The sequence below is a fragment of the Loktanella salsilacus genome (assembly GCF_900114485.1).
GTDB classification, from domain to species: Bacteria; Pseudomonadota; Alphaproteobacteria; order Rhodobacterales; family Rhodobacteraceae; genus Loktanella; species Loktanella salsilacus.
This window is the reverse complement of sequence record NZ_FOTF01000005.1, coordinates 19,248-39,719: the sequence shown is the minus strand read 5'-3', so window position 1 is coordinate 39,719 and position 20,472 is coordinate 19,248. Positions and strand designations below refer to the sequence as shown.

At 61.9% G+C, this 20,472-nt stretch carries 20 protein-coding genes; 6 read left to right on the top strand and 14 right to left on the bottom strand.

What is annotated here, in order from left to right; translation table 11 throughout:
* Positions 1-9: 9 nt before the first annotated feature.
* The 9 genes from ccoS to fnrL all read right to left on the bottom strand — a co-directional run bounded on the left by ccoS (position 10) and on the right by fnrL (position 8,674).
* Positions 10-159 (bottom strand): cbb3-type cytochrome oxidase assembly protein CcoS, encoded by a 150-nt coding sequence (gene ccoS / locus BM131_RS05430; protein ID WP_090186737.1) that lies wholly within the window; start codon positions 157-159, stop codon positions 10-12.
* Entirely contained in the window at positions 156-2,273 is a 2,118-nt protein-coding gene (locus tag BM131_RS05425; protein ID WP_090186734.1) for a heavy metal translocating P-type ATPase, read from the bottom strand. The genes ccoS and BM131_RS05425 overlap by 4 nt, the downstream gene beginning before the upstream one ends.
* A complete protein-coding gene (locus tag BM131_RS05420) occupies positions 2,270-2,725 on the bottom strand; it encodes a FixH family protein (RefSeq protein WP_090186732.1) in 456 nt (151 codons plus the stop codon). The genes BM131_RS05425 and BM131_RS05420 overlap by 4 nt, the downstream gene beginning before the upstream one ends.
* Positions 2,722-4,203: a cytochrome c oxidase accessory protein CcoG gene (gene ccoG / locus BM131_RS05415; protein ID WP_090186730.1), complete on the bottom strand. Its 1,482-nt coding sequence runs from the start codon at positions 4,201-4,203 to the stop codon at positions 2,722-2,724. Before ccoG ends, BM131_RS05420 begins: the two co-directional genes overlap by 4 nt.
* 118 nt (positions 4,204-4,321) lie before the next feature.
* A complete protein-coding gene (gene ccoP, locus BM131_RS05410) occupies positions 4,322-5,227 on the bottom strand; it encodes a cytochrome-c oxidase, cbb3-type subunit III (protein ID WP_090186729.1) in 906 nt (301 codons plus the stop codon).
* A complete protein-coding gene (locus BM131_RS05405) occupies positions 5,220-5,444 on the bottom strand; it encodes a cbb3-type cytochrome c oxidase subunit 3 (protein WP_090186727.1) in 225 nt (74 codons plus the stop codon). The genes ccoP and BM131_RS05405 overlap by 8 nt, the downstream gene beginning before the upstream one ends.
* A 9-nt stretch (positions 5,445-5,453) precedes the next feature.
* Positions 5,454-6,179, bottom strand: a complete 726-nt coding sequence (ccoO, locus tag BM131_RS05400; RefSeq protein ID WP_090186725.1) for a cytochrome-c oxidase, cbb3-type subunit II — start codon at positions 6,177-6,179, stop codon at positions 5,454-5,456.
* Between the two features lie 11 nt (positions 6,180-6,190).
* Positions 6,191-7,801, bottom strand: coding sequence for a cytochrome-c oxidase, cbb3-type subunit I (gene ccoN / locus BM131_RS05395; RefSeq protein ID WP_175499192.1), 1,611 nt, complete (start codon positions 7,799-7,801; stop codon positions 6,191-6,193).
* A gap of 126 nt (positions 7,802-7,927) precedes the next feature.
* On the bottom strand, positions 7,928-8,674 hold the full coding sequence (gene fnrL / locus BM131_RS05390) for a transcriptional regulator FnrL (protein WP_090186722.1): 747 nt from the start codon (positions 8,672-8,674) through the stop codon (positions 7,928-7,930).
* A 52-nt stretch (positions 8,675-8,726) separates the two neighbouring features.
* Between fnrL and hemN the strand changes: the two genes are divergently transcribed.
* The 4 genes from hemN (at position 8,727) to BM131_RS05370 (ending at position 13,192) form a co-directional block, all read left to right on the top strand.
* Complete coding sequence (gene hemN, locus BM131_RS05385) at positions 8,727-10,082, top strand: oxygen-independent coproporphyrinogen III oxidase (protein ID WP_090186720.1); 1,356 nt, start codon at positions 8,727-8,729, stop codon at positions 10,080-10,082.
* Positions 10,083-10,266: 184 nt separating this feature from the next.
* Positions 10,267-10,893, top strand: a complete 627-nt coding sequence (locus tag BM131_RS05380) for a protein-L-isoaspartate O-methyltransferase family protein (protein WP_090187160.1) — start codon at positions 10,267-10,269, stop codon at positions 10,891-10,893.
* On the top strand, positions 10,893-12,251 hold the full coding sequence (locus BM131_RS05375; RefSeq protein ID WP_090186717.1) for a TolC family outer membrane protein: 1,359 nt from the start codon (positions 10,893-10,895) through the stop codon (positions 12,249-12,251). Before BM131_RS05380 ends, BM131_RS05375 begins: the two co-directional genes overlap by 1 nt.
* A 77-nt stretch (positions 12,252-12,328) precedes the next feature.
* On the top strand, positions 12,329-13,192 hold the full coding sequence (locus BM131_RS05370; RefSeq protein ID WP_090186715.1) for a hypothetical protein: 864 nt from the start codon (positions 12,329-12,331) through the stop codon (positions 13,190-13,192).
* On the opposite strand, the gene BM131_RS05365 is transcribed toward BM131_RS05370, so the two are convergent.
* Both BM131_RS05365 and BM131_RS05360 read right to left on the bottom strand, forming a co-directional pair.
* Positions 13,189-14,646 (bottom strand): cobyric acid synthase, encoded by a 1,458-nt coding sequence (locus BM131_RS05365; RefSeq protein ID WP_090186713.1) that lies wholly within the window; start codon positions 14,644-14,646, stop codon positions 13,189-13,191. The genes BM131_RS05370 and BM131_RS05365 overlap by 4 nt on opposite strands.
* Before the next feature lie 99 nt (positions 14,647-14,745).
* Positions 14,746-15,069: a DUF6280 family protein gene (locus tag BM131_RS05360; protein ID WP_090186711.1), complete on the bottom strand. Its 324-nt coding sequence runs from the start codon at positions 15,067-15,069 to the stop codon at positions 14,746-14,748.
* Positions 15,070-15,300: 231 nt separating this feature from the next.
* Between BM131_RS05360 and efp the strand changes: the two genes are divergently transcribed.
* A complete protein-coding gene (efp, locus tag BM131_RS05355) occupies positions 15,301-15,864 on the top strand; it encodes an elongation factor P (RefSeq protein WP_090186708.1) in 564 nt (187 codons plus the stop codon).
* Positions 15,865-15,986: 122 nt separating this feature from the next.
* On the opposite strand, the gene ygfZ is transcribed toward efp, so the two are convergent.
* The 3 genes from ygfZ to BM131_RS05340 are packed head-to-tail and all read right to left on the bottom strand — an operon-like array spanning position 15,987 to position 19,157.
* Positions 15,987-16,739, bottom strand: a complete 753-nt coding sequence (gene ygfZ, locus BM131_RS05350; RefSeq protein ID WP_090186706.1) for a CAF17-like 4Fe-4S cluster assembly/insertion protein YgfZ — start codon at positions 16,737-16,739, stop codon at positions 15,987-15,989.
* A complete protein-coding gene (locus tag BM131_RS05345; protein WP_090186704.1) occupies positions 16,732-18,492 on the bottom strand; it encodes an ABC transporter ATP-binding protein in 1,761 nt (586 codons plus the stop codon). Before BM131_RS05345 ends, ygfZ begins: the two co-directional genes overlap by 8 nt.
* Positions 18,489-19,157, bottom strand: coding sequence for a fused DSP-PTPase phosphatase/NAD kinase-like protein (locus tag BM131_RS05340; protein ID WP_090186701.1), 669 nt, complete (start codon positions 19,155-19,157; stop codon positions 18,489-18,491). The genes BM131_RS05345 and BM131_RS05340 overlap by 4 nt, the downstream gene beginning before the upstream one ends.
* A 139-nt stretch (positions 19,158-19,296) precedes the next feature.
* On the opposite strand from BM131_RS05340, the gene BM131_RS05335 reads away from it, so the two are divergent.
* Positions 19,297-20,472 carry a pyridoxal-phosphate-dependent aminotransferase family protein gene (locus BM131_RS05335; protein ID WP_090187158.1) on the top strand — a complete coding sequence of 392 codons (1,176 nt, stop codon included), beginning with the start codon at positions 19,297-19,299 and terminating at the stop codon, positions 20,470-20,472.

Here is a 20,472-nt window from a genome sequence, read left to right as displayed (position 1 = left end):
TCTAGGGGGTCAGACGCGGTCTTCTTCGTCCAGCAGAATGCGCGCGGCATTGCCGCTGTCGTCGTCATATTGCTGCGACCGCACGGTCCAGATGAACGCGATCAGTCCCGCGCTGCCAAGGATCAGCGAGATCGGGATCAGGACAACAAGAACGTTCATTTCACCCACCGCATCCGCTGCGCATTTAGCAGCACCGTCAAAGAAGAGACCGACATCGCCAGCGCCGCCATCAACGGCGTCGCGATGCCTGCCAAGGCAATGGGAATTGCGATGGCGTTGTAAAGGGCGGCGATGGCAAAGTTTTGCTGCGACAGCCGCCGCGTTGCGCGGGCAATGTGTAGCACCAGCGGCAGATCCTCAAAGCTGTCTTTCAGCACGACAACGTCGGCTGCATTGCGCGATGCCTCTAGCGCGGTGGACGGCGCAATAGAGGCGTGTGCCGCGGCCAGAACCGCCGTGTCGTTCAGCCCGTCACCGATCATCAAGACGCGCTCTCCAGCGTCGCTCAACTCTTGCAGGCGGTCCAGTTTGTCCTGCGGCGATGCACCCGAGATGAACGGCACCGACAGGCAAGCGGCCAGCCGCTCTGCAGGAAGCGCCGCATCCCCGGTCACGATTTCGCAAGGCAGATCAAGGGCGGCGATGGCGGATTCGACGCCGGGGCGCACGACCTCTGGCACCTCTAGCGGGCAGGGGGGTGCGTCGCCGATAGACAGGCACAGGCCCGGTGTTGCGGCACCGATCCACGAACCCCGGCCCAGCCGGACGATCACATCGCCGTAGTAGCCCATCACGCCGTTGCCGGGCACTTCGCGGACCTCGGTCAGCTCTGCGGCAGGGGTGTCGGCCAGCGCCGTGACAATCGCCCGCGACAACGGATGGTTCGAACTTTGCGCCAGCGCCTTGGCGATTTGGCGATCCGTCGCGCTCAGGTCATCGGGCAGGTTTACAAAAGGCCGCGTCAGGGTGCCTGTTTTGTCGCACATCACGTGGCTGACTTCTGCCAAACGTTCCAGCGCGGTGGCGTGCCGGACCAGATAGCCCAGCGAAAACAAACGACTGACGGCAGCAGTGGACACCGCAGGTACCGCAAGCCCAAGGGCGCAGGGGCAGGTGATGATCAGCACGGCCGTTGCCACATTGATTGCAAAGCGCAGGTCGCCCGTCGCAAACCACCAGCCTGCAAAGGCCACCAGCGCCAGCCCGTGCACGGCGGGCGCATAGATCTGCGCTGCGCGGTCGGCCAGCGCGGTATAGCTATTGCGCGCGTTTTCGGCGGTTTCAACCAGCGCGGCCATGCGGCGCAAGGATGTATCGGTGCCGTCGCAGAGCGACCGTAGGCGCAGCGGCGCGGTCAAATTGACCTCTCCGGCTTGCAATGTCGCGCCGGCGTCTAGGCTAATGGCCGCGCTTTCGCCGGTCAGGATCGACCGGTCCATCAGGGCCGCGGTCGACAGCAGCACCCCGTCGACGGGCACGCGCGCGCCGGTCGGTACCAAGACGATATCGCCCATGCGAAGGTCTGCGGCGGGCACGGTTTCGCTATGGGCGCCGTTGATACGCGTCGCGGTCTGCACCTCGAGCGCGGCCAGTTCGCGCGCGGCGGACCGGGCGGTGGTGCGGGTGCGGTGATCCAGATAGCGGCCGATCAGCAGGAAAAACGTCAGCGACAGCGCCGCGTCGAAATAGGCATGTTCGCCCCCTGACAGGGATTCAAAGAGCGACATGCCAGACGCCAGCAAAATCGCGAGCGAGATCGGCACATCCATGTTCAACCGCCCCGCCCGCAGCGCGGTCATGGCCGAGGTAAAGAACGGCTGCGCCGCATAGGCGACCGTCGGCAGTGCGATCATGGCAGAGATCATGTGGAACATGTCCCGCGTCGCGCCGTCCGCGCCCGACCAGATCGCGACGGAAAGCAACATGACGTTCATCATGGCAAAGCCCGCGACCGCCATGCGCAGCAGCAAGGCGCGCCCCTGGGCGTCGCGCGTCGCCTCTAGCCGGGCGACATCAAGGGGATAAATCTCGTATCCCATGGCCGCCACGGCGGTTTGGATCGCCTCGGGATCAACTTGGCCCGCAACCGACAGCCGCTTCATCGACAGGTTCACGCGGACAGTTGCGACACCGTTCAGGTGCGACAAGCCGCGTTCAATCTTGCCGATGCAAGCGGCGCAGGTGACGCCGGGGACCGAGAATTGCAGCGCAGGACCCTGCGCCGTTTCCTGCGCCAAAGGGGCCGCTGCGCAAGCAGGACAGCCTGACATCATGGCAGGACCGCCACGATCACGCGCTGCTGGAACAGCGTGCCGTTCTCGGCCCGCAGTTTCACGCGCAGGTTCCAATTGCCACCGCCGCCGCCTGCGATCGTGGCCCGCAGCGCGCCGTCTTCAAACCGGAAATCTGGCGTCTGATCGCGGGCGACGCTGGTGGCGCGGCCAAAGGTTGCCTCTTCGACCGTTGGGGCGATGGGCTGGCCATCTTGGACAATGAACAAAGCCAATTCATTGCCTTGCAGCGTCGCCCTGACGTCCCAGTTTAGGCCGACTTGTGCATCGCGGTCGGCGTCAAAAGTCTGGCTGGCCACGTAAGAGTTCTTAACCTCTAGCCCCGGAAAGGTGCGCACGGCCTGCACGGCCAACGTCAGGTTCACCGCGATGATGATGCTGAACGCAAAGATAAAGATGCCAAGGACGTGCCAGCCTGTGATTTCGCGTGTCATTGGACTCTCCCGTTAAATGTCGTGGCTTGGCTGGCGCGGTCGCCTGTTGAGGCGTCCTCGACCCAAAAGCGCAGGGCCGTGTCGTGGGCGGTGGCCGCCGGATCGGACGCGCGGGCGGTGACATAGACGCGCTGGGTCAGGCTGGTGTCGGCGGGGACGGTGACGATGACATCACGATCCGCGTTCCCCTCTAGGTCGATGCGCAGCACGGTATCGGCGGTCAGGCTCAGGCGGAACTCGGCTTCGCTGAGTGATTTGTTCCGCAGCCGTACGTCATAGATATTGCGGATCGCGCCGTCGGATTGCACGACATAAGTCGGGTTGCGCACCGGGCTCACGGTCAGCTCGATCGGAGAGCGGATGAACAGCGCATAGACAAGGCCAACGCCGATGGCAGACCAAAGCAGGGTGTAGATGATCGTGCGCGGGCGCAGAATGTGCTGCCAGATCGGACGCGGCGGCAGGCCGGCGCGTTCGCGCGGCTCGTCCGTTAAGGCCATGTAATCGATCAGGCCGCGCGGCTTGCCGATACGGTCCATCACGTCGTCGCAGGCGTCGATGCACAGCGCGCAGGTAATGCATTCCATCTGCTGCCCGTCGCGGATGTCGATGCCCATCGGGCACACGTTTACGCAGGCCATGCAGTCGATGCAGTCGCCCTTGGTGGCGACCGGATCAGTGCCAGCATGCAGCGCCTGCGCCAGATCCGGGACATGCGTGTTGGGCACATTGGGGTCGGTACGCTTGCCCTTGCCGCGCGGCTCTCCCCTCCAGTCGCGGTAGGCGACGGTTAGGGTGTCGGGGTCCATCATCGCGGATTGAATGCGCGGCCAGGGGCACATGTAGATGCAGACCTGTTCGCGCATAAAGCCGCCAAAGACAAAGGTCGTCGCGGTCAAAATGGCGATGGTGATATAGGCGGCGGGGTGCGCGGTGCCGTTCAGCAGGTTTCCCAGCAGGGCGGGGGCGTCGGTGAAATAGAACACCCAGGCACCGCCCGTGGCCAGTGCAATGGCAAGCCAGACCGTCCATTTCACGCTGCGCAGCCACGCCTTGTGCGCGGACCATTTGGCATTGTGGAGCCGCACACGGGCGTTGCGGTCACCTTCGATCCAGCGTTCCACAAGGATGAACAGGTCAGTCCAGACCGTTTGCGGACAGGTATAGCCGCACCAGACGCGTCCCAGCGCCGAGGTGAACAGAAACAGCCCAAGGCCCGCCATGATCAGCAGGCCCGCGACGAAGTAAAATTCGTGGGGCCAAATCTCGATCCAGAAAAAGTAAAAGCGGCGGTTGGCCAGATCAACCAGCACCGCTTGGTCAGGCATGCCGGGGCCGCGGTCCCAGCGCAGCCATGGTGTGATGTAGTAAATGCCCAGCGTCAGCGCCAAGATCCACCATTTCAGGCGGCGAAAGGTACCACTGACGCGGCGGGGAAAGATCGGCTCGCGCGGGGCGTAGAGGGACGGAGTGGACATGACTAACCTGTACTATTGCCCGCCTGTGATAGGAGGCGCGCGGCAACTGTGCTTTGATTTGAATCAAAACCGCCCCCGACCTTTGGTCAGGGGCGGCGTTACGTCACATAGGGCGTGATTATTCTGGCGCTTGTTCGCCGCCGCCAAGGCTGTGGACATAGACAGCCACGGCGTCGACATCGACATCTGACAACCGCTGGCCCCATGCGGGCATGACGCCAAAGCGGGCCTGCGTGATCGTCTGCGTCAGGCTGGCGGTATCGCCGCCATAAAGCCAGATCGCGTCGGTCAGGTTCGGCGCACCCATGTCGCGATTTCCGGTCGCGTCGTCGCTGTGGCAAGCGGCGCAGTTTTCGGAAAACAGCACTGCGCCTTCTGCGGCCTGTGCCCGATCCTCGACCGTGGCCGACAAGCTGATGACGTAGGTCACAAGCGAGGCGATTTCCGGCTTGGACAGGATGTCGCCAAAGGCAGGCATCTGTGACCAGCGGGCGTCGGGATCGGTGTCGTTACGGATGCCGTGGTCGATGGTCATGGCGATGGATGCAACGTCGCCGCCCCAAAGCCAGTCGTCGTCCAGCAGGTTGGGATATCCCAGCGCACCCGCCGCGCCAGAGCCGTGGCACTGGCTGCAATTGGCACGGAACACTGCGCCGCCACGGGCGACGGCATAGCGGTGCAGCGGATCGCCGGGCGCGAGCGTTGGCAAATCGGCGGCGACCAGGTCGGCCACCAGTTGCGCGTTCTTCGCCTCGTGATCGGCGATGTCCTGCGCCACTGCGCCGCGTGTTGACCAACCCAGCGTGCCGCTGGTGGCACCCGAGATCATCGGCCAAGCGGGGTAAAAGATCGTGTAGCCGACGGCCCAGACGATACAGGCATACAGCGTCCACAGCCACCAACGGGGCAGGGGATTGTTCAGCTCTGTGATGCCATCCCAGCTGTGGCCGGTTGTCTCGACACCAGTTGTCTCGTCGATATTTTTGCCTTTGACCGGCTTATTCTCAGTCACATTCTTAGTCATGGGGCTGACCCTTTGGGTTGGGCGCATCCTGATCGGCGCGAGCGTCAGGGCTGGCCTTAGGGGCGGAGTCATTGCGGAACGGGATCATGCTGGCGTCTTCACGGGCACGGCGCTGGCTGGGCAAAAAGGCCCAGATTGCGGCGCTGGCGAAGAAGCCGAACATGGCCAGCAAAATCCAACTGTCTGCCAGTTGGCGCATGAAGGTGTAGGTATCCATCAAAGCCTCCTATCGGCTGGCGTCGGGGGTAAAGGTGGAAAAGTCGACCATCGTGCCAAGCACCTGCAGGTAGGCGATCAACGCATCCATTTCCGAAATGCCGGGCTGGTCGTCAAAGTTCGCAACAGCCGCGCCGGGATAGCGTTCCAACAAACCAGAGGTGTCGGAATCTGGATCGGCCTGCGCGCGGAAATCCAGCTTAGCCTGCGCGATATCCTCGTCGTCATAAGGAACGCCGACAAAGCGGTGGGTCGACATCAGGTCATCGACGTATTCGGCCTTGGCAGGCGTGGTTTCCAAAAAGGCATACTTTGGCATGACACTTTCGGGAACAACCGCTTGCGGGTCGCGCAGGTGGTCGACGTGCCACGCGTTCGAATAGCGATTGCCAACGCGGGCCAGATCCGGCCCGGTCCGCTTTGATCCCCACTGGAACGGATGGTCGTACATCGATTCCGCGGCCAGTGAATAGTGACCGTAACGCTCTACCTCGTCGCGCATCGGGCGGATCATCTGGCTGTGACAGTTGTAGCAACCCTCGCGGACATAGATGTCACGCCCCGTCAGTTCGAGCGGGGAGTAGGGGCGCACGCCTTCGACCTCTTCGATCGTGTTTTCCAGCCAGAACAGCGGCGCGATTTCCACGATCCCGCCGATGCTGACCACGATCAAAGAGAAGGTCAGCAACAGCGTCGGACTTTTTTCAAGGATCGCGTGTTTATCAAGAAATGCCATGTGTTTGATCCTTATTCAGCCGCAACAGCGTAGCGTGCAGGAGTTGCGGTTGTGACGGGCTTACCGGCGCGGATGGTCATCCAGATGTTCCAAACCATGATCAGTGCACCCGACAGGAACATGACCCCGCCCAGACCGCGCACGACATACATCGGGAACTTGGCGCTGACGGTGTCGGCGAATGCGTTCACAAGGAAACCTTGGTCATCGACTTCACGCCACATCAGGCCTTCCATGATGCCGGACACCCACATGGAGGAGGCGTAAAGAACGATCCCCAGCGTCGCCAGCCAGAAGTGCCAGCTGATGGCGCGCATGGAATGCATTTCCTTTTGGCCCCACAGGCGCGGTGTCAGGAAGTAAAGGCAAGCAAAGGTGATCATGCCGTTCCAGCCAAGCGCGCCGGAATGAACGTGACCGATGGTCCAGTCCGTGTAGTGCGACAGCGAGTTCACAGCGCGGATCGACATCATCGGACCCTCGAATGTGGACATACCGTAGAAACCAAGGGACAGGACGAACATCCGCATGATCGGGTCGGTGCGCAGTTTGTCCCAAGCCCCTTGCAGGGTCATCAGACCGTTGATCATGCCGCCCCAGCTGGGCATCCACAGCACGATGGAAAACACCATGCCAAGGGTCGCAGCCCAATCGGGTAGGGCGGTATAGTGCAGGTGGTGCGGACCCGCCCAGATATAAAGAAAGATCAGCGCCCAGAAGTGGATGATCGACAGCTTGTAGCTATAGACCGGACGCTCTGCCTGCTTTGGCACGAAATAGTACATCATGCCCAGAAAGCCTGCGGTCAGAAAGAAGCCGACGGCGTTGTGGCCGTACCACCACTGGGTCATGGCATCCTGCACGCCCGCAAAGACTTGTACCGATTTGCTGCCCCAAAAGCTGACGGGGATCGACAGGTTGTTGACGACATGCAGCATGGCGACGGTGATGATGAAGGCCAGATAGAACCAGTTGGCGACGTAGATATGCTTTTCCCGGCGGCGCACGATGGTGCCAAGAAAGACCGCCAGATAGGCCAGCCAGACGATTGTCAGCCAGATATCGACGTACCATTCAGGCTCTGCGTATTCTTTGGACTGGGTCGAGCCGAGCAAATAGCCCGTGGCCGCCAGAACGATGAACAGCTGATAGCCCCAAAAGACGAACCATGCCGTTTTGCCGCCCCAAAGGCGTACGCCGCTGGTGCGCTGCACGACGTAAAACGATGTGCAGATCAGCGCGTTGCCGCCAAAGGCAAAGATCACGGCGCTGGTGTGCAGCGGCCGCAACCGGCCAAAGTTGGCAAAAGGTTGCGCCCATTCAAAGTTCAGCACCGGAAAGGCGAGCTGGAACGCAATGAAGGTGCCGACCAAAAAGCCTGCGATCCCCCAAAAGGCAGTGGCGATAACGCCAGCGCGAATCACGCCGTCGCTGTATTCATCCATCGGCGCGGCAGGCGAGGCCACCTCGTCCGTTTGGCGCAGCACCTGCAAGAACAGGTATGCCGAAACCAGCATGATTAGAAAGGCATGTACCTGGTAGGATAGGTCATGTGCCCAATTCGCCCCGAGCGCTGCGATCAGCGTCACGCAGCCCAATAGCGTCAGCTTGACGTAATTCATCAATAGTCCCTCAACGTGCCGGCGCGCATCGCATGGCGCAGCCGGTTCCATCTTTGGGCCTAAAAGATGAATGCGATCAAAACTTTGATCTGCATCAAATATGCGTGTGTTCGCGCCGCGTTGTGGTTAAGCGACGACGCCGCCGTCTGCATCATCGCCGGTCGCGTTTTGCAGAAGGTCAATATTGATCACGATCACGCTGCGCCGGTCAGGCACATCAATGATGCCTTCACGCTTCAGCGCGCTGAACTGACGGCTGACGGTTTCCAGCGTCAGGCCAAGATAATTGGCAATCTGATCGCGGGTCATGGGCAGATGCAGCGCTGCGGCAGGGGCCGTGCCCGCACCCTTCGGCGTAATCAGTTGAGAGCGGCGGGCCAGCATATCAAGGAACGTCGCAATCTTTTCGCGCGCGGTCTTGCGGCCCAGCAGCAACATCCAGTCGCGGGCGGCGTCAAGCTCGTCCAAGGCAAGTTCCATCAGGCGCTGGGCGACGTGGGGGGTGTCGATCACCAGCGCCTCGAACGGGGCGCGGGCAAAGCAGCACAGGGTCACGTCCGTTGTGGCGGTGACGTCAAATTCGATCTTGGCGCGGCCGGGGCGGCCGATGAAGTCAGACGGAAGCAGAAGGCCGACCATCTGGGTGCGCCCGTCTTCCATTGTTTTGGACAGCGATGCGACGCCGCTGACGACGGACGCCACATAGTCCAGCGGCTCCCCGCGCCACAGGATCTCTGTTCCGGCGGGGAAGGTCCGATAGGATTTCATCTTTTCAAGACGCAACAACTCTTCCGTGTCACAGCGCGCACAGACGGCACGGTGACGGATGGGGCAGGCGCTGCATTTTACGTCGACAAAATCAGGTATCATCATGGTTTTGATCTGTATCAAGGATTGGGCCCGGGATCACGGATAATCGAAGGGTATGTCACAGATTGATTTATTGCGCCGTCACGGCCTGTTTGATGCCAAGGTGCCCCGCTACACCAGTTACCCGCCCGCGAACCACTTTGGGCAAGGCGTCGGCGCCGATGTCCAGTGCGACTGGATTGCTGCGATTCCGCAGGGCCGCGCGGTGTCTGTGTATATTCATATCCCGTTCTGCCGCCGGTTGTGTTGGTTCTGTGCTTGCCGCACCCAAGGCACCAGCACAATGCGACCAGTTGACGTTTATGTCGATCAACTTTTGCTAGAGCTTGCCCAGCTGCGCCGTCTTGCCCCTGCGGGGCTTCGGATGGGGCGGCTTCACCTTGGGGGCGGCACGCCTACGATTCTGCCCGCCAAAACAATGGCTCGGCTGTTGCGAGCGGTCTTTACCGCGTTTGACCGCGCCGACGACTTCGAATTCTCGGTCGAGATTGACCCCACCGACGCCGCCCCCGACCTGCTGCAAACGCTGATCGATTTTGGCATGAGCCGCGCCAGCATCGGGGTGCAGGACTTTGCGCCCGCGGTGCAAAAGGCGATCGGTCGCCCGCAATCGCTTGAGCAGACGCAGACCGTTGCGCAATTCCTGCGCGATGCGGGTCTGCGCAGTCTGAACGTGGATTTGCTGTACGGGCTGCCCCACCAGACGCCAGACAGCTTTCGCCGGACGCTTGATCATGTCTCTGATCTTGGCCCGGATCGGTTGGCGATTTACGGCTACGCTCATGTGCCGTGGATGTCGAAGCGGCAGGTGATGATCAAGGATGACACGCTGCCGGACGCCATGGCGCGGTTTGAACTGGCCGAGATCGCCAATGACGCCATGACGGCGCAGGGCTTTCGCGCCATCGGCATCGACCATTTCGCCAAACCCAGCGACTCGCTCGCGCGCGCCGATGCAAACGGCACGCTGCGGCGCAATTTCCAAGGCTATACCGACGATCAAAGCGAGACGCTGCTTGGCCTTGGTGCCTCTGCGATTTCGGCCTTTCACGAGGGGTTCGTGCAAAACGCGGTGGCGACATCGGCGTGGCATGACCGGGTGGGGCAGGACGGGCTTGCTGGGCAAAAGGGCTATGTGCTGACGCCGCAGGACCGGGTGGTGTCGCAGATCATCGCCGACCTGATGTGCCGCTTTACCTTTAATACCGCGTCCTTGTTGCAGCAGTTTCCGGGGCAGCACGGCCTGATCGCATCTGCCCGCGCCATGCTGTGCGAACGGTTCGGCGATGCGATCACGGTGCAAGGTGACACCCTGCACCTGACGCCGCAGGCAAAGCCATTGGTGCGGATCATGGCGCGGCATGTGGACACTTTTATCGGCGTGTCAGGTGGTTATTCCGCTGCGATCTGATCGCGCAGAGACATTAGGCGTTCCTTCATACCGCCTATGAAATAAGCAAAGCCACAGTCCCGCGATGGTGCGGAGCCGCACAGGCAATCGTTCGTTGCCCCGGACGGCGCGTTGTGGCATCAGACAATCAATCATAGCGAACGGATGAGTGCAGATCGTGGCAAACTTCGAGACCCGCCGCACGATGATGGTCGACACGCAGGTGCGACCCTCTGACGTGACAAAATTCCCCATCATTGATGCAATGCTCAGCGTTCCGCGTGAACGTTTTGTCCCTGCCTCGCTGCGCGAAGCGGCTTATGTCGGTGAAAACCTGACCCTGCCGGGCGGGCGCACCATGCTAGAGCCGCGCACGCTGGCCAAAATGCTGGACGCGCTGGACGTTAAGCCAACTGATGTGATGCTGGATGTGGGCTGCGGGCTTGGCTACGGCACTGCTGTTGCGGCGCGTTTGGCTGAATTTGTGGTCGCGTTAGAAGACGACGAAACCCGCGCCGCAGAGGCGCAGGCGAACCTGTCGGATGCGGGCGTTGATAATGCTGCCGTAATCACGGGCGATCTGACCGAAGGTGTCGCAAAATCAGGCCCCTACGATGTGATCGTCATTCATGGCGCTGTGGAATTTGTTCCCGATGCACTGCTGGCGCAGCTGCGTGACGGCGGCCGCATCGCCGCGCTGTTTGCGCAGGGCGCGCTGGGCACCGTACGGATCGGTCTGAAAACGGACGGACGCGTTGATTGGCGCGATGCGTTTAATGCAGGCGCTCCGGTCATAGCTGGTTTCGCCAAAGCCGCGGTATTTGCGCTGTGATGTTGCGCCGGGTCCTGCGGCAGGGTGCTGCCATCGTTTGCTTGGCAATGGCGTCGACGGCCGTTTCTGCTGAAACCATCGCGAACGCGCTGGCTGACGCCTATAATAACTCTGGTTTGCTGGCGCAGAACCGCGCTGTGCTGCGCGCCGCCGACGAAGACGTGGCGCAGGCCGCGTCGCGGCTATTGCCCGTCGTCAGCTGGGCCGCCGCTGCAACCCGCAGCTTTCCGCGCGCCGTTGGGGCTGATGTCATCACCGGCAGCCTGTCCTTGTCGGCCAGCCTGACGCTGTATGACGCCGGGGCCAACCAGTTGGCGATTGCCGCGCAAAAACAGTTGGTGCTGGGCACCCGCGAATCGTTGCGCGATGTGGAACAGCAGGTCCTGTTCCGGGCTGTGCAGGCCTATATGTCCGTGCGCAGCACCGCTGAGTTTATCAGTTTGCGCCAGAATAACCTGCGCGTTTTGCAGCAGGAACTGCGGGCCGCGCAGGACCGGTTCGATGTGGGCGAAGTGACGCGCACTGACGTGGCCTTGGCACAGGCCAGCGTTGCCTCTGCCCAAAGCTTGCTTAGCGGCGCGCAGGGTGATGCACGTCAGGCTGCGGCTGAATTTGTCGCCGCCGTTGGCCGCAAGCCCGGCGATCTGGCTGCCGTGGCACCCGCCCCGGTGTCCAAGTCGGAATCTGAAGCCGCCGCGCTGGCCGTGCGCAACCACCCCAGCGTGTTGCAGGCACAGTATTCTGTCGCCGCGAACGAGCTTGCGATTGAACGCGCCAAAACCGCTTATAAGCCGACTGTGTCGCTGGGCGCTGATATTGGCGTCGATTTCAACGGCAATGCTGGGCGCAGCGTCGACCTGAGCGTTGGCGGACCGATCTACAGCGGCGGCGCTTTGCCCTCGCAGGTGCGTCAGGCGATGGCGACCCGCGATCAGGCGCGTGCTGCGTTGCATCTTGCCTCTCTCGGCGTGCAGCAGTCGGTGTCAAACGCCTACGCCAGCCTTCAGGTGGCGCGTGCCTCGCTCAGCTCGACCGACGAACAGGTCCGCGCTGCCCGCGTCGCCTTTGAGGGGATTCGCGAAGAAGCGACCCTAGGCGCGCGTACCACGCTGGATGTGCTGAACGCGGAACAAAATCTGCTGAGTGCGCGTGCCAACGTGATCACGGCGCAAGAAGGTGAAGTGAACGCATCTTACGCTGTGTTGTCCGCGATGGGCCTGCTGACGGCAGAGCATCTGAACCTGAATGTGCAGCAATATGACCCTGCGGCGTATTATAATCTGGTTAAGGATGCCCCGGCGGCCTTGTCAGAGCAGGGGCAGGCGCTGGACCGGGTTTTGCGGGCTATCGGCCAGTAAGGTCCTGCAAACATTTAGTTGTTTGGTGACACCGTTGCCGCTACTGTAGGTGCAGTGCGGCGAAACCGGGATGAATCATGTCTGATCCGATGACCAATGTCGAAATAGAGGATGTCTTGTCGTCCATTCGGCGACTGGTCGCGGAAGGGACCCCAGGTAAAGCTGTGGTTTCGTCTAAGCCGCCGCGCACCATGCCAAAATTAGTGCTGACACCTGCGCTGCGGGTCGATACCGCACCAGAGCCTGCGCGTCATGCGGCGGCAGAAGCAGAGCCGATTAAGCTGCAAGACGCGCAGCGCGTGGACGCTTTCGCGCCGCAGTCCCCGGCTTTAGTCAAAGCGGTCGATCCGGCCAGCGAACGCCTGAACCTGCTTGCGACCATCGCAGAGCTGGAAGCTGCCGTGCGGGACCAACCGGACGAGTGGGAGCCTGACGGCACAGGCACGCCCATGGAATTTAGCTGGGCGCGTGCTGGCTTTCGCGGCGACGTTCCGGTCGAGGATGCGGAAGAGATTGTAGCAGCACCTGCAAACGTTTCGGCTTGGCCCAGAACACTGGTCGAGGCGGCAAAGCGTTATGGCGACACGGAAAATGCGCCCGATGATGATGCGGCACAGGATGAGCTGGTCGAGGATGTTGCGGTAGAGGATGTCGCATTTCGGCATCATACTGCGTCAGGCACTGCGCCTGCGCCTGCGGATGAGGCGGAGTTCAATGACGATCTGATCGGCGGCCCCGATCTGGGCGAAGACCCCGAGGCGATGCTGGATAGCTATCTATCCGACGACGCGATTATCGACGAAGCCATGCTGCGCGACATCGTGCGTGACATCGTGCGGCAAGAATTGCAGGGCAAATTGGGCGAGCGGATTACCCGCAACGTGCGCAAGATGGTCCGGCGCGAAATTCACCGCGCCCTGACCACGCAAAGCTTTGACTAACCTTTAATCGTTTCAGCCATGCCCAGCAGGGCATCCAGATCCAGATGTGCCGCAATATGGTCGGCAAGCGCATCCAGCGTTGTCTGGACGCTTGCGCCATAGTCCCCGGCCGTCACGGGTTTGCCCAACCGCGCCAGATAGGCCGCGCGAAAAGCGTCCGCAGCGAACAGGCCGTGCAAATAGCAGCCCATGATCCGTCCGTCGGCGCTTTGTGCGCCCTCTGGTCGGCCATCCAGGGTCAGCCATGGGCTTTGGGTGGCGGGGCCGGTGGTCTGCCCCAAGTGGATCTCATAGCCGCTCACAGCGTCGCCTGTGGGGCGATAGATCGCCTGGCTAAGCTTCACGCGTTTTTGCCGTCCCATAACGGTGGTGATGTCCAAGTGACCAAGCCCCGGTACGCTGCCCGGCGGTCCTTCGATCCCGTTCGGGTCGGCGATGGTCTGCCCCAGCATCTGATAGCCGCCGCAAATCCCCAGCACATGCCCGCCGCGCCGGATGTGGGCGGCCAAGTCGATGTCCCAGCCCTGCGCCCGAAAATGCGCAAGGTCGGCAATCGTGGACTTTGACCCCGGCAACAGGATCAGATCCGCATCAAGGGGCAGGGGGCGACCCTCTGGCACGATCTCGACGCTGACGTCTGGGGTGGTGGACAGCGGGTCAAGGTCGTCAAAATTTGCGATCCGGTTTAGCCGCGGGACGGCAATGCGGATTGGCCCGCCGGGGCGGCTGGCGACGTCCATCACATCCTCTGCTGGAAGGCGCCATGCGTCGGCAAACCACGGCAGGATGCCCAGCGGCGTCCAGCCGGTGCGACCTGCAATGGCCGTCATCCCGTCGGCAAAAAGGCTCGGATCGCCGCGGAATTTGTTGATCGCAAAGCCCTTGATCAGCGCATCATCGCTGGGGTCCAGCACGACATGGGTGCCAACCAGTTGCGCAATCACACCGCCGCGGTCGATGTCGCCGATCAGAACGACAGGTACGCCAGCGGCGGCGGCGAAGCCCATGTTGGCAATATCGCCCGCGCGCAGGTTAATCTCGGCGGGGCTGCCAGCGCCTTCAACGATGATCAGATCGCAGGTCTTGGCGAGCGCATGAAAGCTGGCCAAGACCTCTGGCAGTAATTGCGCCTTCATCTGGCCATAGGCGCGGGCCTGAACGGTGGCGATGCGCTGGCCGCGCAAAATGACCTGCGCGCCAATGTCGGTTTCCGGTTTCAGTAGGACGGGGTTCATATCAACCACCGGATCGCGCCCACACGCCAGCGCCTGCAAGGCCTGCGCGCGGCCAATTTCGCCGCCATCAACGGTGACGGCGGCATTATTCGACATGTTCTGTGGCTTAAATGGCGCAACCCGTAGGCCCGCACGGGTGGCGGCGCGGGCGATCCCTGCGACCAACATCGACTTGCCGACGTTCGATCCGGCCCCTTGAATCATGATCGCCTTGGTCACGTGGCGCGTCCCTTTGTTATTGCTTTGACACGTCTGGCACGGGGCACAAAAAAACGCGACCCCGGGGGGCCGCGTTCAAGTGTCGGATTAGAGGCAAGATTAGGCGGCGCGTGCGTCCTGTTCGGCAGCGTTGCGGCGTTCGCTTTCTTCGCGAGACAGCGCAACAGAGGTGCGAACACCCTTGCCGACGAATTCCATGAGACCAGTCACAACCCGTTCGTTCGGGTCGATGCCGGCGCAGGACAGCACTTCACGGCCATCACGCGAGCGCGCCCAGCGGGCGATCTGCTCTGGGCCGTTGCCATACTTCTTGTCATCCGCGATGGCGTCATCCAGCGCTGCAAGGACCACCGCCGCAAAGAGCTTGCGGGCGCGGTTGCCCTGTTCGTTGTTGAACGCTGTGCCGTCGACGAAATCTCTCATAGTAGGTCCTTCTCGATTCTTTTTAGCTCTTGTGGTTCCGGCGTGAAGGCCCTTATGCCCGATCGCATCCGATTCGGGGGACCTCTTTTGGAATGGCTGCCATGCGCTTAGTGCATGGCTCGCTGTATTGTCATCGCTTATATAGTCGCCTTGCCAGCACCCCACGCGCCAGATATAGACCGCGTCACACCAGCTTCAACCTTTCGCCACATTTTTGACACGAAGTGAATCATGCCCAAAATCAACGGTAACGAAATCCGCCCCGGTAATACTCTGGAACACGACGGCGGCCTTTGGGTTGCAGTCAAGGTCGATCATGTAAAACCCGGCAAGGGTGGCGCATTTGCACAGGTCGAAATGAAGAACCTGCGCGATGGTCGTAAATTGAACGAACGCTTTCGGTCCGCCGACAAGGTTGAAAAGGTTCAGCTAGAGCAGAAAGACCAGCAGTTCCTGTTCGAAACTGACGACATGCTGACCTTTATGGACACCGAAACCTACGAGCAGATCGCATTGCCCGCAGACATTCTGGGTGATCGCCGTCCGTTCCTGCAGGACGGTATGATCGTTCACATCGAATACTACGGCGACGAAGCCCTGAACGTCACGCTGCCCCTGCGCGTTAAATGCAAGGTCGTCGAGACTGAGCCTGTCGTGAAAGGTCAGACGGCTGCGAACAGCTTTAAGCCCGGTATTCTGGACAACGGCGTGCGCGTCATGATCCCGCCCTTCGTTGGTACAGATGAAGACATCATCGTGAACACCGAACTGTTTGAATACGTCGAACGCGCCTGACCACTAGCCGCGCCTGACCACTAGCCCGGCCTGCTATAGCGGCGGGCTGGGGGTGAACAATTCGTCATGCGATCCTCCCTCTTGATCTGAGGTGAGGATCGCTGCGAAATCCTAAGAAATTGTTACGCGCTTTCGGGAATGTCGCCCGGATGCGGTGTCAGCTGCGCACCCGTCGTGCGTAGATCGCTGGCACGGTCGAACCGCAGATAGGCCATCGCCTGATCGCCAGCGACCGTATGCACCGTTCCCGCCACGCGTTCGCCCGACGCGATTTCATCCCCCGGCTGCGCGGTGCCGTCCACTGTGACGCGCACCAGACCTTTGCGGAGGGTGGTTTTATGCTTCATCCGGGCGACAATTTCCTGACCGACGAAACAGCCCTTACGGAAGTCGACGCCGTGCAGCCGCTCGAACCCGGCCTCTAGGATATAGCTCTCTGGGTGGAGTTCCACGCCGGTTTGGGGAACCAGATGGGCGACGTGCAGGGCGTCCCAGTCGGTTTGATCGCTGACATCTTGGTCGCCGTAAAAGCGCCAGCCCAATGCTGCATTGCGCGGATCGCGCAGCGCCCCGTCCGGTTCGGGCCCGGTACCGCGCGAGGCTATGATATCTGTCTGCGCAATCTGCACGTTGGCGCGCAGGCGGTACATCGTCAGCCGTTGCAACAACGCCGCAGCGTGGCTGGCGGCGACGTCGATCAGAATGCGATCCGGTTCATTGATGATAAAGAAGTCCGACAGATACTTGCCCTGCGGGGTCAGCAATGCGGCGTAGACAAGTTTGCCGTCTGACCCGGTGACGTTGTTCGTCACGAGGCCTTGTAAGAAATCGACCCGGTCGGCCCCGGTCAGGGCCAGAACGACACGGTCAGTCATGGGAGTCACCTTCTTTGGACTTGAACTGCATCGCATATAGATCGGCATAGATACCGCCGCGTTCAAGCAGGGCGTCGTGGGTGCCTTGATCGACGACGCGGCCATGATCCATCACGACAATGCTGTCGGCGTTGCGCACGGTGGATAGGCGGTGGGCGATGACAAGCGTTGTGCGCCCCACAGAGAGCTTCTCGAGCGCCTCTTGCACCAGGGCCTCGGACTTAGTGTCCAGCGCGCTTGTCGCCTCGTCTAGCAGCAGGATTGGCGTGTCACGCAGCAGGGCGCGGGCGATAGCGACGCGCTGGCGCTGGCCGCCCGACAGGTTCGATCCGCGCGGGCCAGCGGGGCTATCTAGGCCGTTTGGCAGTTGCGGCAGAAAATCGGTTACATGGGCCGCGTCCAGCACAGCGTTCAGGCGGGCGTCGGTGATGTCGGTGCGGCCCAGCAGGATATTATCGCGCAGCGTTTCGTCAAACAGCGCGGCGTCCTGCGTGACAACCGAAAACAGCCCGCGCAGGGCTGCCAGATCCATCTGGTCCACGGCCACATCATCAATCATCACCTGCCCATCAGCCGTGTCCACCAGCCGGGTCAGCACGTTGAACACTGTGCTTTTCCCTGCGCCAGATGCACCGACCAGCGCCGTCGTGCGCCCGGCGACAGCGGTAAAGCTGGCACCGCGCAGCACGGGCAGATCGCCATAGTTCAGCGCCACGTCCCGCAGCGTGATTTGCGGCGCATGGGCCGGTGCAGGGGCACCGTTTGGCGGCGACAGCAGCGACGGGCGTTCGTCAAAGATGCTGCGCAGCCGGTCGATGCTGGCCGTTGCGACCTGCCATTGGCCGCTGGTCTGGCCCAGCCGGCGCAACGGGTCAAAGACCAGCGCCATGGCGGTGAAGAAGGACATGAACTCGCCCACGGTTTTGTTGCCGGCGATAATCTCGCCGCCGCCAAAGATCATGACTGCCAGAAAGCCGACACCCGTCATGACGTCGATCATGGCGGGCACTGCGGCTTGGCCTGCGACGGCCTTGACCTCTGCTCCGACGCGGGCGTCGGCAAGCGTGTCGTAGCGGTCGGATTGATACCGCTCTAGCGCGTTAAGCTTGATGGGGTTGATGCCGTGAAACACCTCGTCCAGACGGGTCGCCATGCGGCCAGCCAGATCGCGCGCGGTGACAGAGCGGCGGCGCACATAGGCCTGCGCCAGCAGAGCGGGCATAATCAGGAACGGCGTGCCGACCAGTGCGATCAGCGTCCAGCGCCAGTCGACGGACAGGGCGACACTGAACAGCACCAGCACCGTGACCGCATCGCGCCCAAGGCCGACAAGGATCGCGGACCAGCTGGAACTGACGACGGTGACATCGCCCTGCAGCCGCTCGATCAGCTGGCCGGGCGGGTTAATTTGGTGAAAGGCGCTGTCGAGCTGCATCAGGTGCGACAGCAGATCGCTGCGCATGCCGGCGGCGGCGCGTTGGCTGGCGCTTTGCAGCAAAATCCGCTGCCCGGCAGAGGTGACAGCCCGGGTCAAAAAGATGCCCATGATGACAAGGCCTACGACCCACAACGCACCGCTGTCACCGCCGATAAAGACGCGGTCGAACATTGGCTGGATCAGATAGGACAAAAGCCCCAGCATACCGCCTTCGATCGCCATCATGATGACGGCTAGCGCGATCACCCAGCGGTGTGGATGCAGATAGCTGCGCCAAAGCCAGCGGAACGCCTCTGTGCTTGCGGATTTGCTCATACCGACAACGTGCGGCGGCTGGCGAATAGGGCGCGCACGGCGTCCGGATCGTATTCATCGCGCACCCAGTCGCGGATCGAGATGGGGCCTTGTTCTAGCCGCGCGGCATAAACGTCCAAAAAGGCGTCCTGAATGCCTGTCTTGGTCCATTTCAGGTGCAGATATTTCATCGACAAATGCTGCCGTGCCTCTGCCAATGGCGTGCCTTGATCCAGCAAATACAGCACGGACACCAATCCGGCGCGGTCAGCACCGGATTTGCAGTGCATCAGGAACGGGCGCTGGATCGTGTCGAAGGCGTCGAAAAGTTCTAGCAGTTTGTCGCGGATCGGCGCGCCGCGGGCGGCAAATTTGACGCTGATCAGGTCAAGGTCAAGGGCGGCGCAGGCCTCTTTTTCCAACAGATAAGCGGGGGCATCGTTTTCGCCGCGCAGGTTCAGCACGGCCTTGATACCCCTGTCGCGGTAGGCGCGCAGGCGGCTCTCATGCGGGTGGTTAGAACGAAAAACGCCCGGTGCGACTTCGTCGAAGTTGGTCCAGCGATAGCGCAGAAAGCCGTGATCAATCATTTGGTAATGCCACCACGCGCGCCTGCGGCTGGCGGCGTCGGTTAAACCATGGGCGCGGCCCGGCCCTGAAAATGTCGTAAGGAACTTGCGCAGCATGCGGGGGCCTTTGCGGTCAGGGCGGCTGTGACGATACACCTAACCCCTTGGACGCGGCGCGGCAAGCGAGCGAGCGGTGTTGACGCTGCGCCGCGGCAGAGTACTGTTCGCGGCGAAACCTGACAATGAAAGCCTGCCGATGTCCCTGTCCCAAGGTCGCACCTATCTTGCCATTCCCGGCCCCTCTGTCATGCCAGACGCCGTGCTGCGGGCGATGCACCGCGCATCCCCTAATATCTACGAGGGAGAGCTGCACGACGTCGTGGCAAGCCTGCTGCCTGACCTAAAAGCTTTGGCGCAAACGACGGGAGACGTCGCGATTTATACCGGCAACGGCCATGCCGCATGGGAGGCGTCGCTGGCCAACGTTTGCGCCCCCGGCGACACCGTGCTGGTGCTGGCGACAGGCCGGTTCGGCCACGGCTGGGCAGAGATGGCGCGCGGCCTTGGCTTGAGCGTCGATGTGCTGGACTTTGGCGAACAGGACGCGGTGGACATGGACCGGGTGACCGCCGCCCTAAAGGCTGACAGCGCCGGCCTGATCAAGGCAGTGCTGGTGTGCCAGACCGACACCTCGACCGGGGTGCGCAATGATGTGGCGGGCGTGCGGGCGGCGATGGATGCGGCCGGGCATGATGCGCTGCTGATGGCCGACTGCATGGCGTCGCTGGGCTGCGATAACTTTGCGATGGACGACTGGGGCGTCGATGTCATGGTTGCAGGCTGCCAGAAGGGTCTGATGACCCCGGCGGGCCTTGGGTTCGTGTTTTTCAACGCCAAGGCGGCGGGGCGGCAAGTGGGCCGCGTGTCGGTCTGGTGGAACTGGCAGCCGCGCGCGCATCCAAATATGTTTTATGAATACTTTAACGGCACCGCGCCAACGCATCACCTCTACGGTCTGCGGGCCGCGCTGGATCTGATCAAAGAAGAGGGGCTGGACAATGTCATGGCCCGCCACGCCGTGCTGGCCCGCGCGATCTGGGCGGCCTGCGATGTCTGGGGGCAGGGCGGTGCGCTGCGGCTGAACGTCAAGGACCCGGCGAACCGGTCCCATTCAGTCACGTCCATCGGGATGGAGCCGGGGCAGGGCGACAAGCTGCGGCAGTGGTGCGAGCATCAGGCGGGCCTGACGCTGGGTATTGGTCTGGGGCGCGAGCCTGCGGACGCGTGGTTCCGCATTGGCCATATGGGCCATGTGAACGCGCAGATGATCCTTGGCTGTCTTGCCACGATCGAGGCGGGTTTGATCGCCTGCGATATCCCCCATCAGGCGGGCGGTATTCGGGCGGCGGCAGAGGTGATCGCCGCCGCCTAA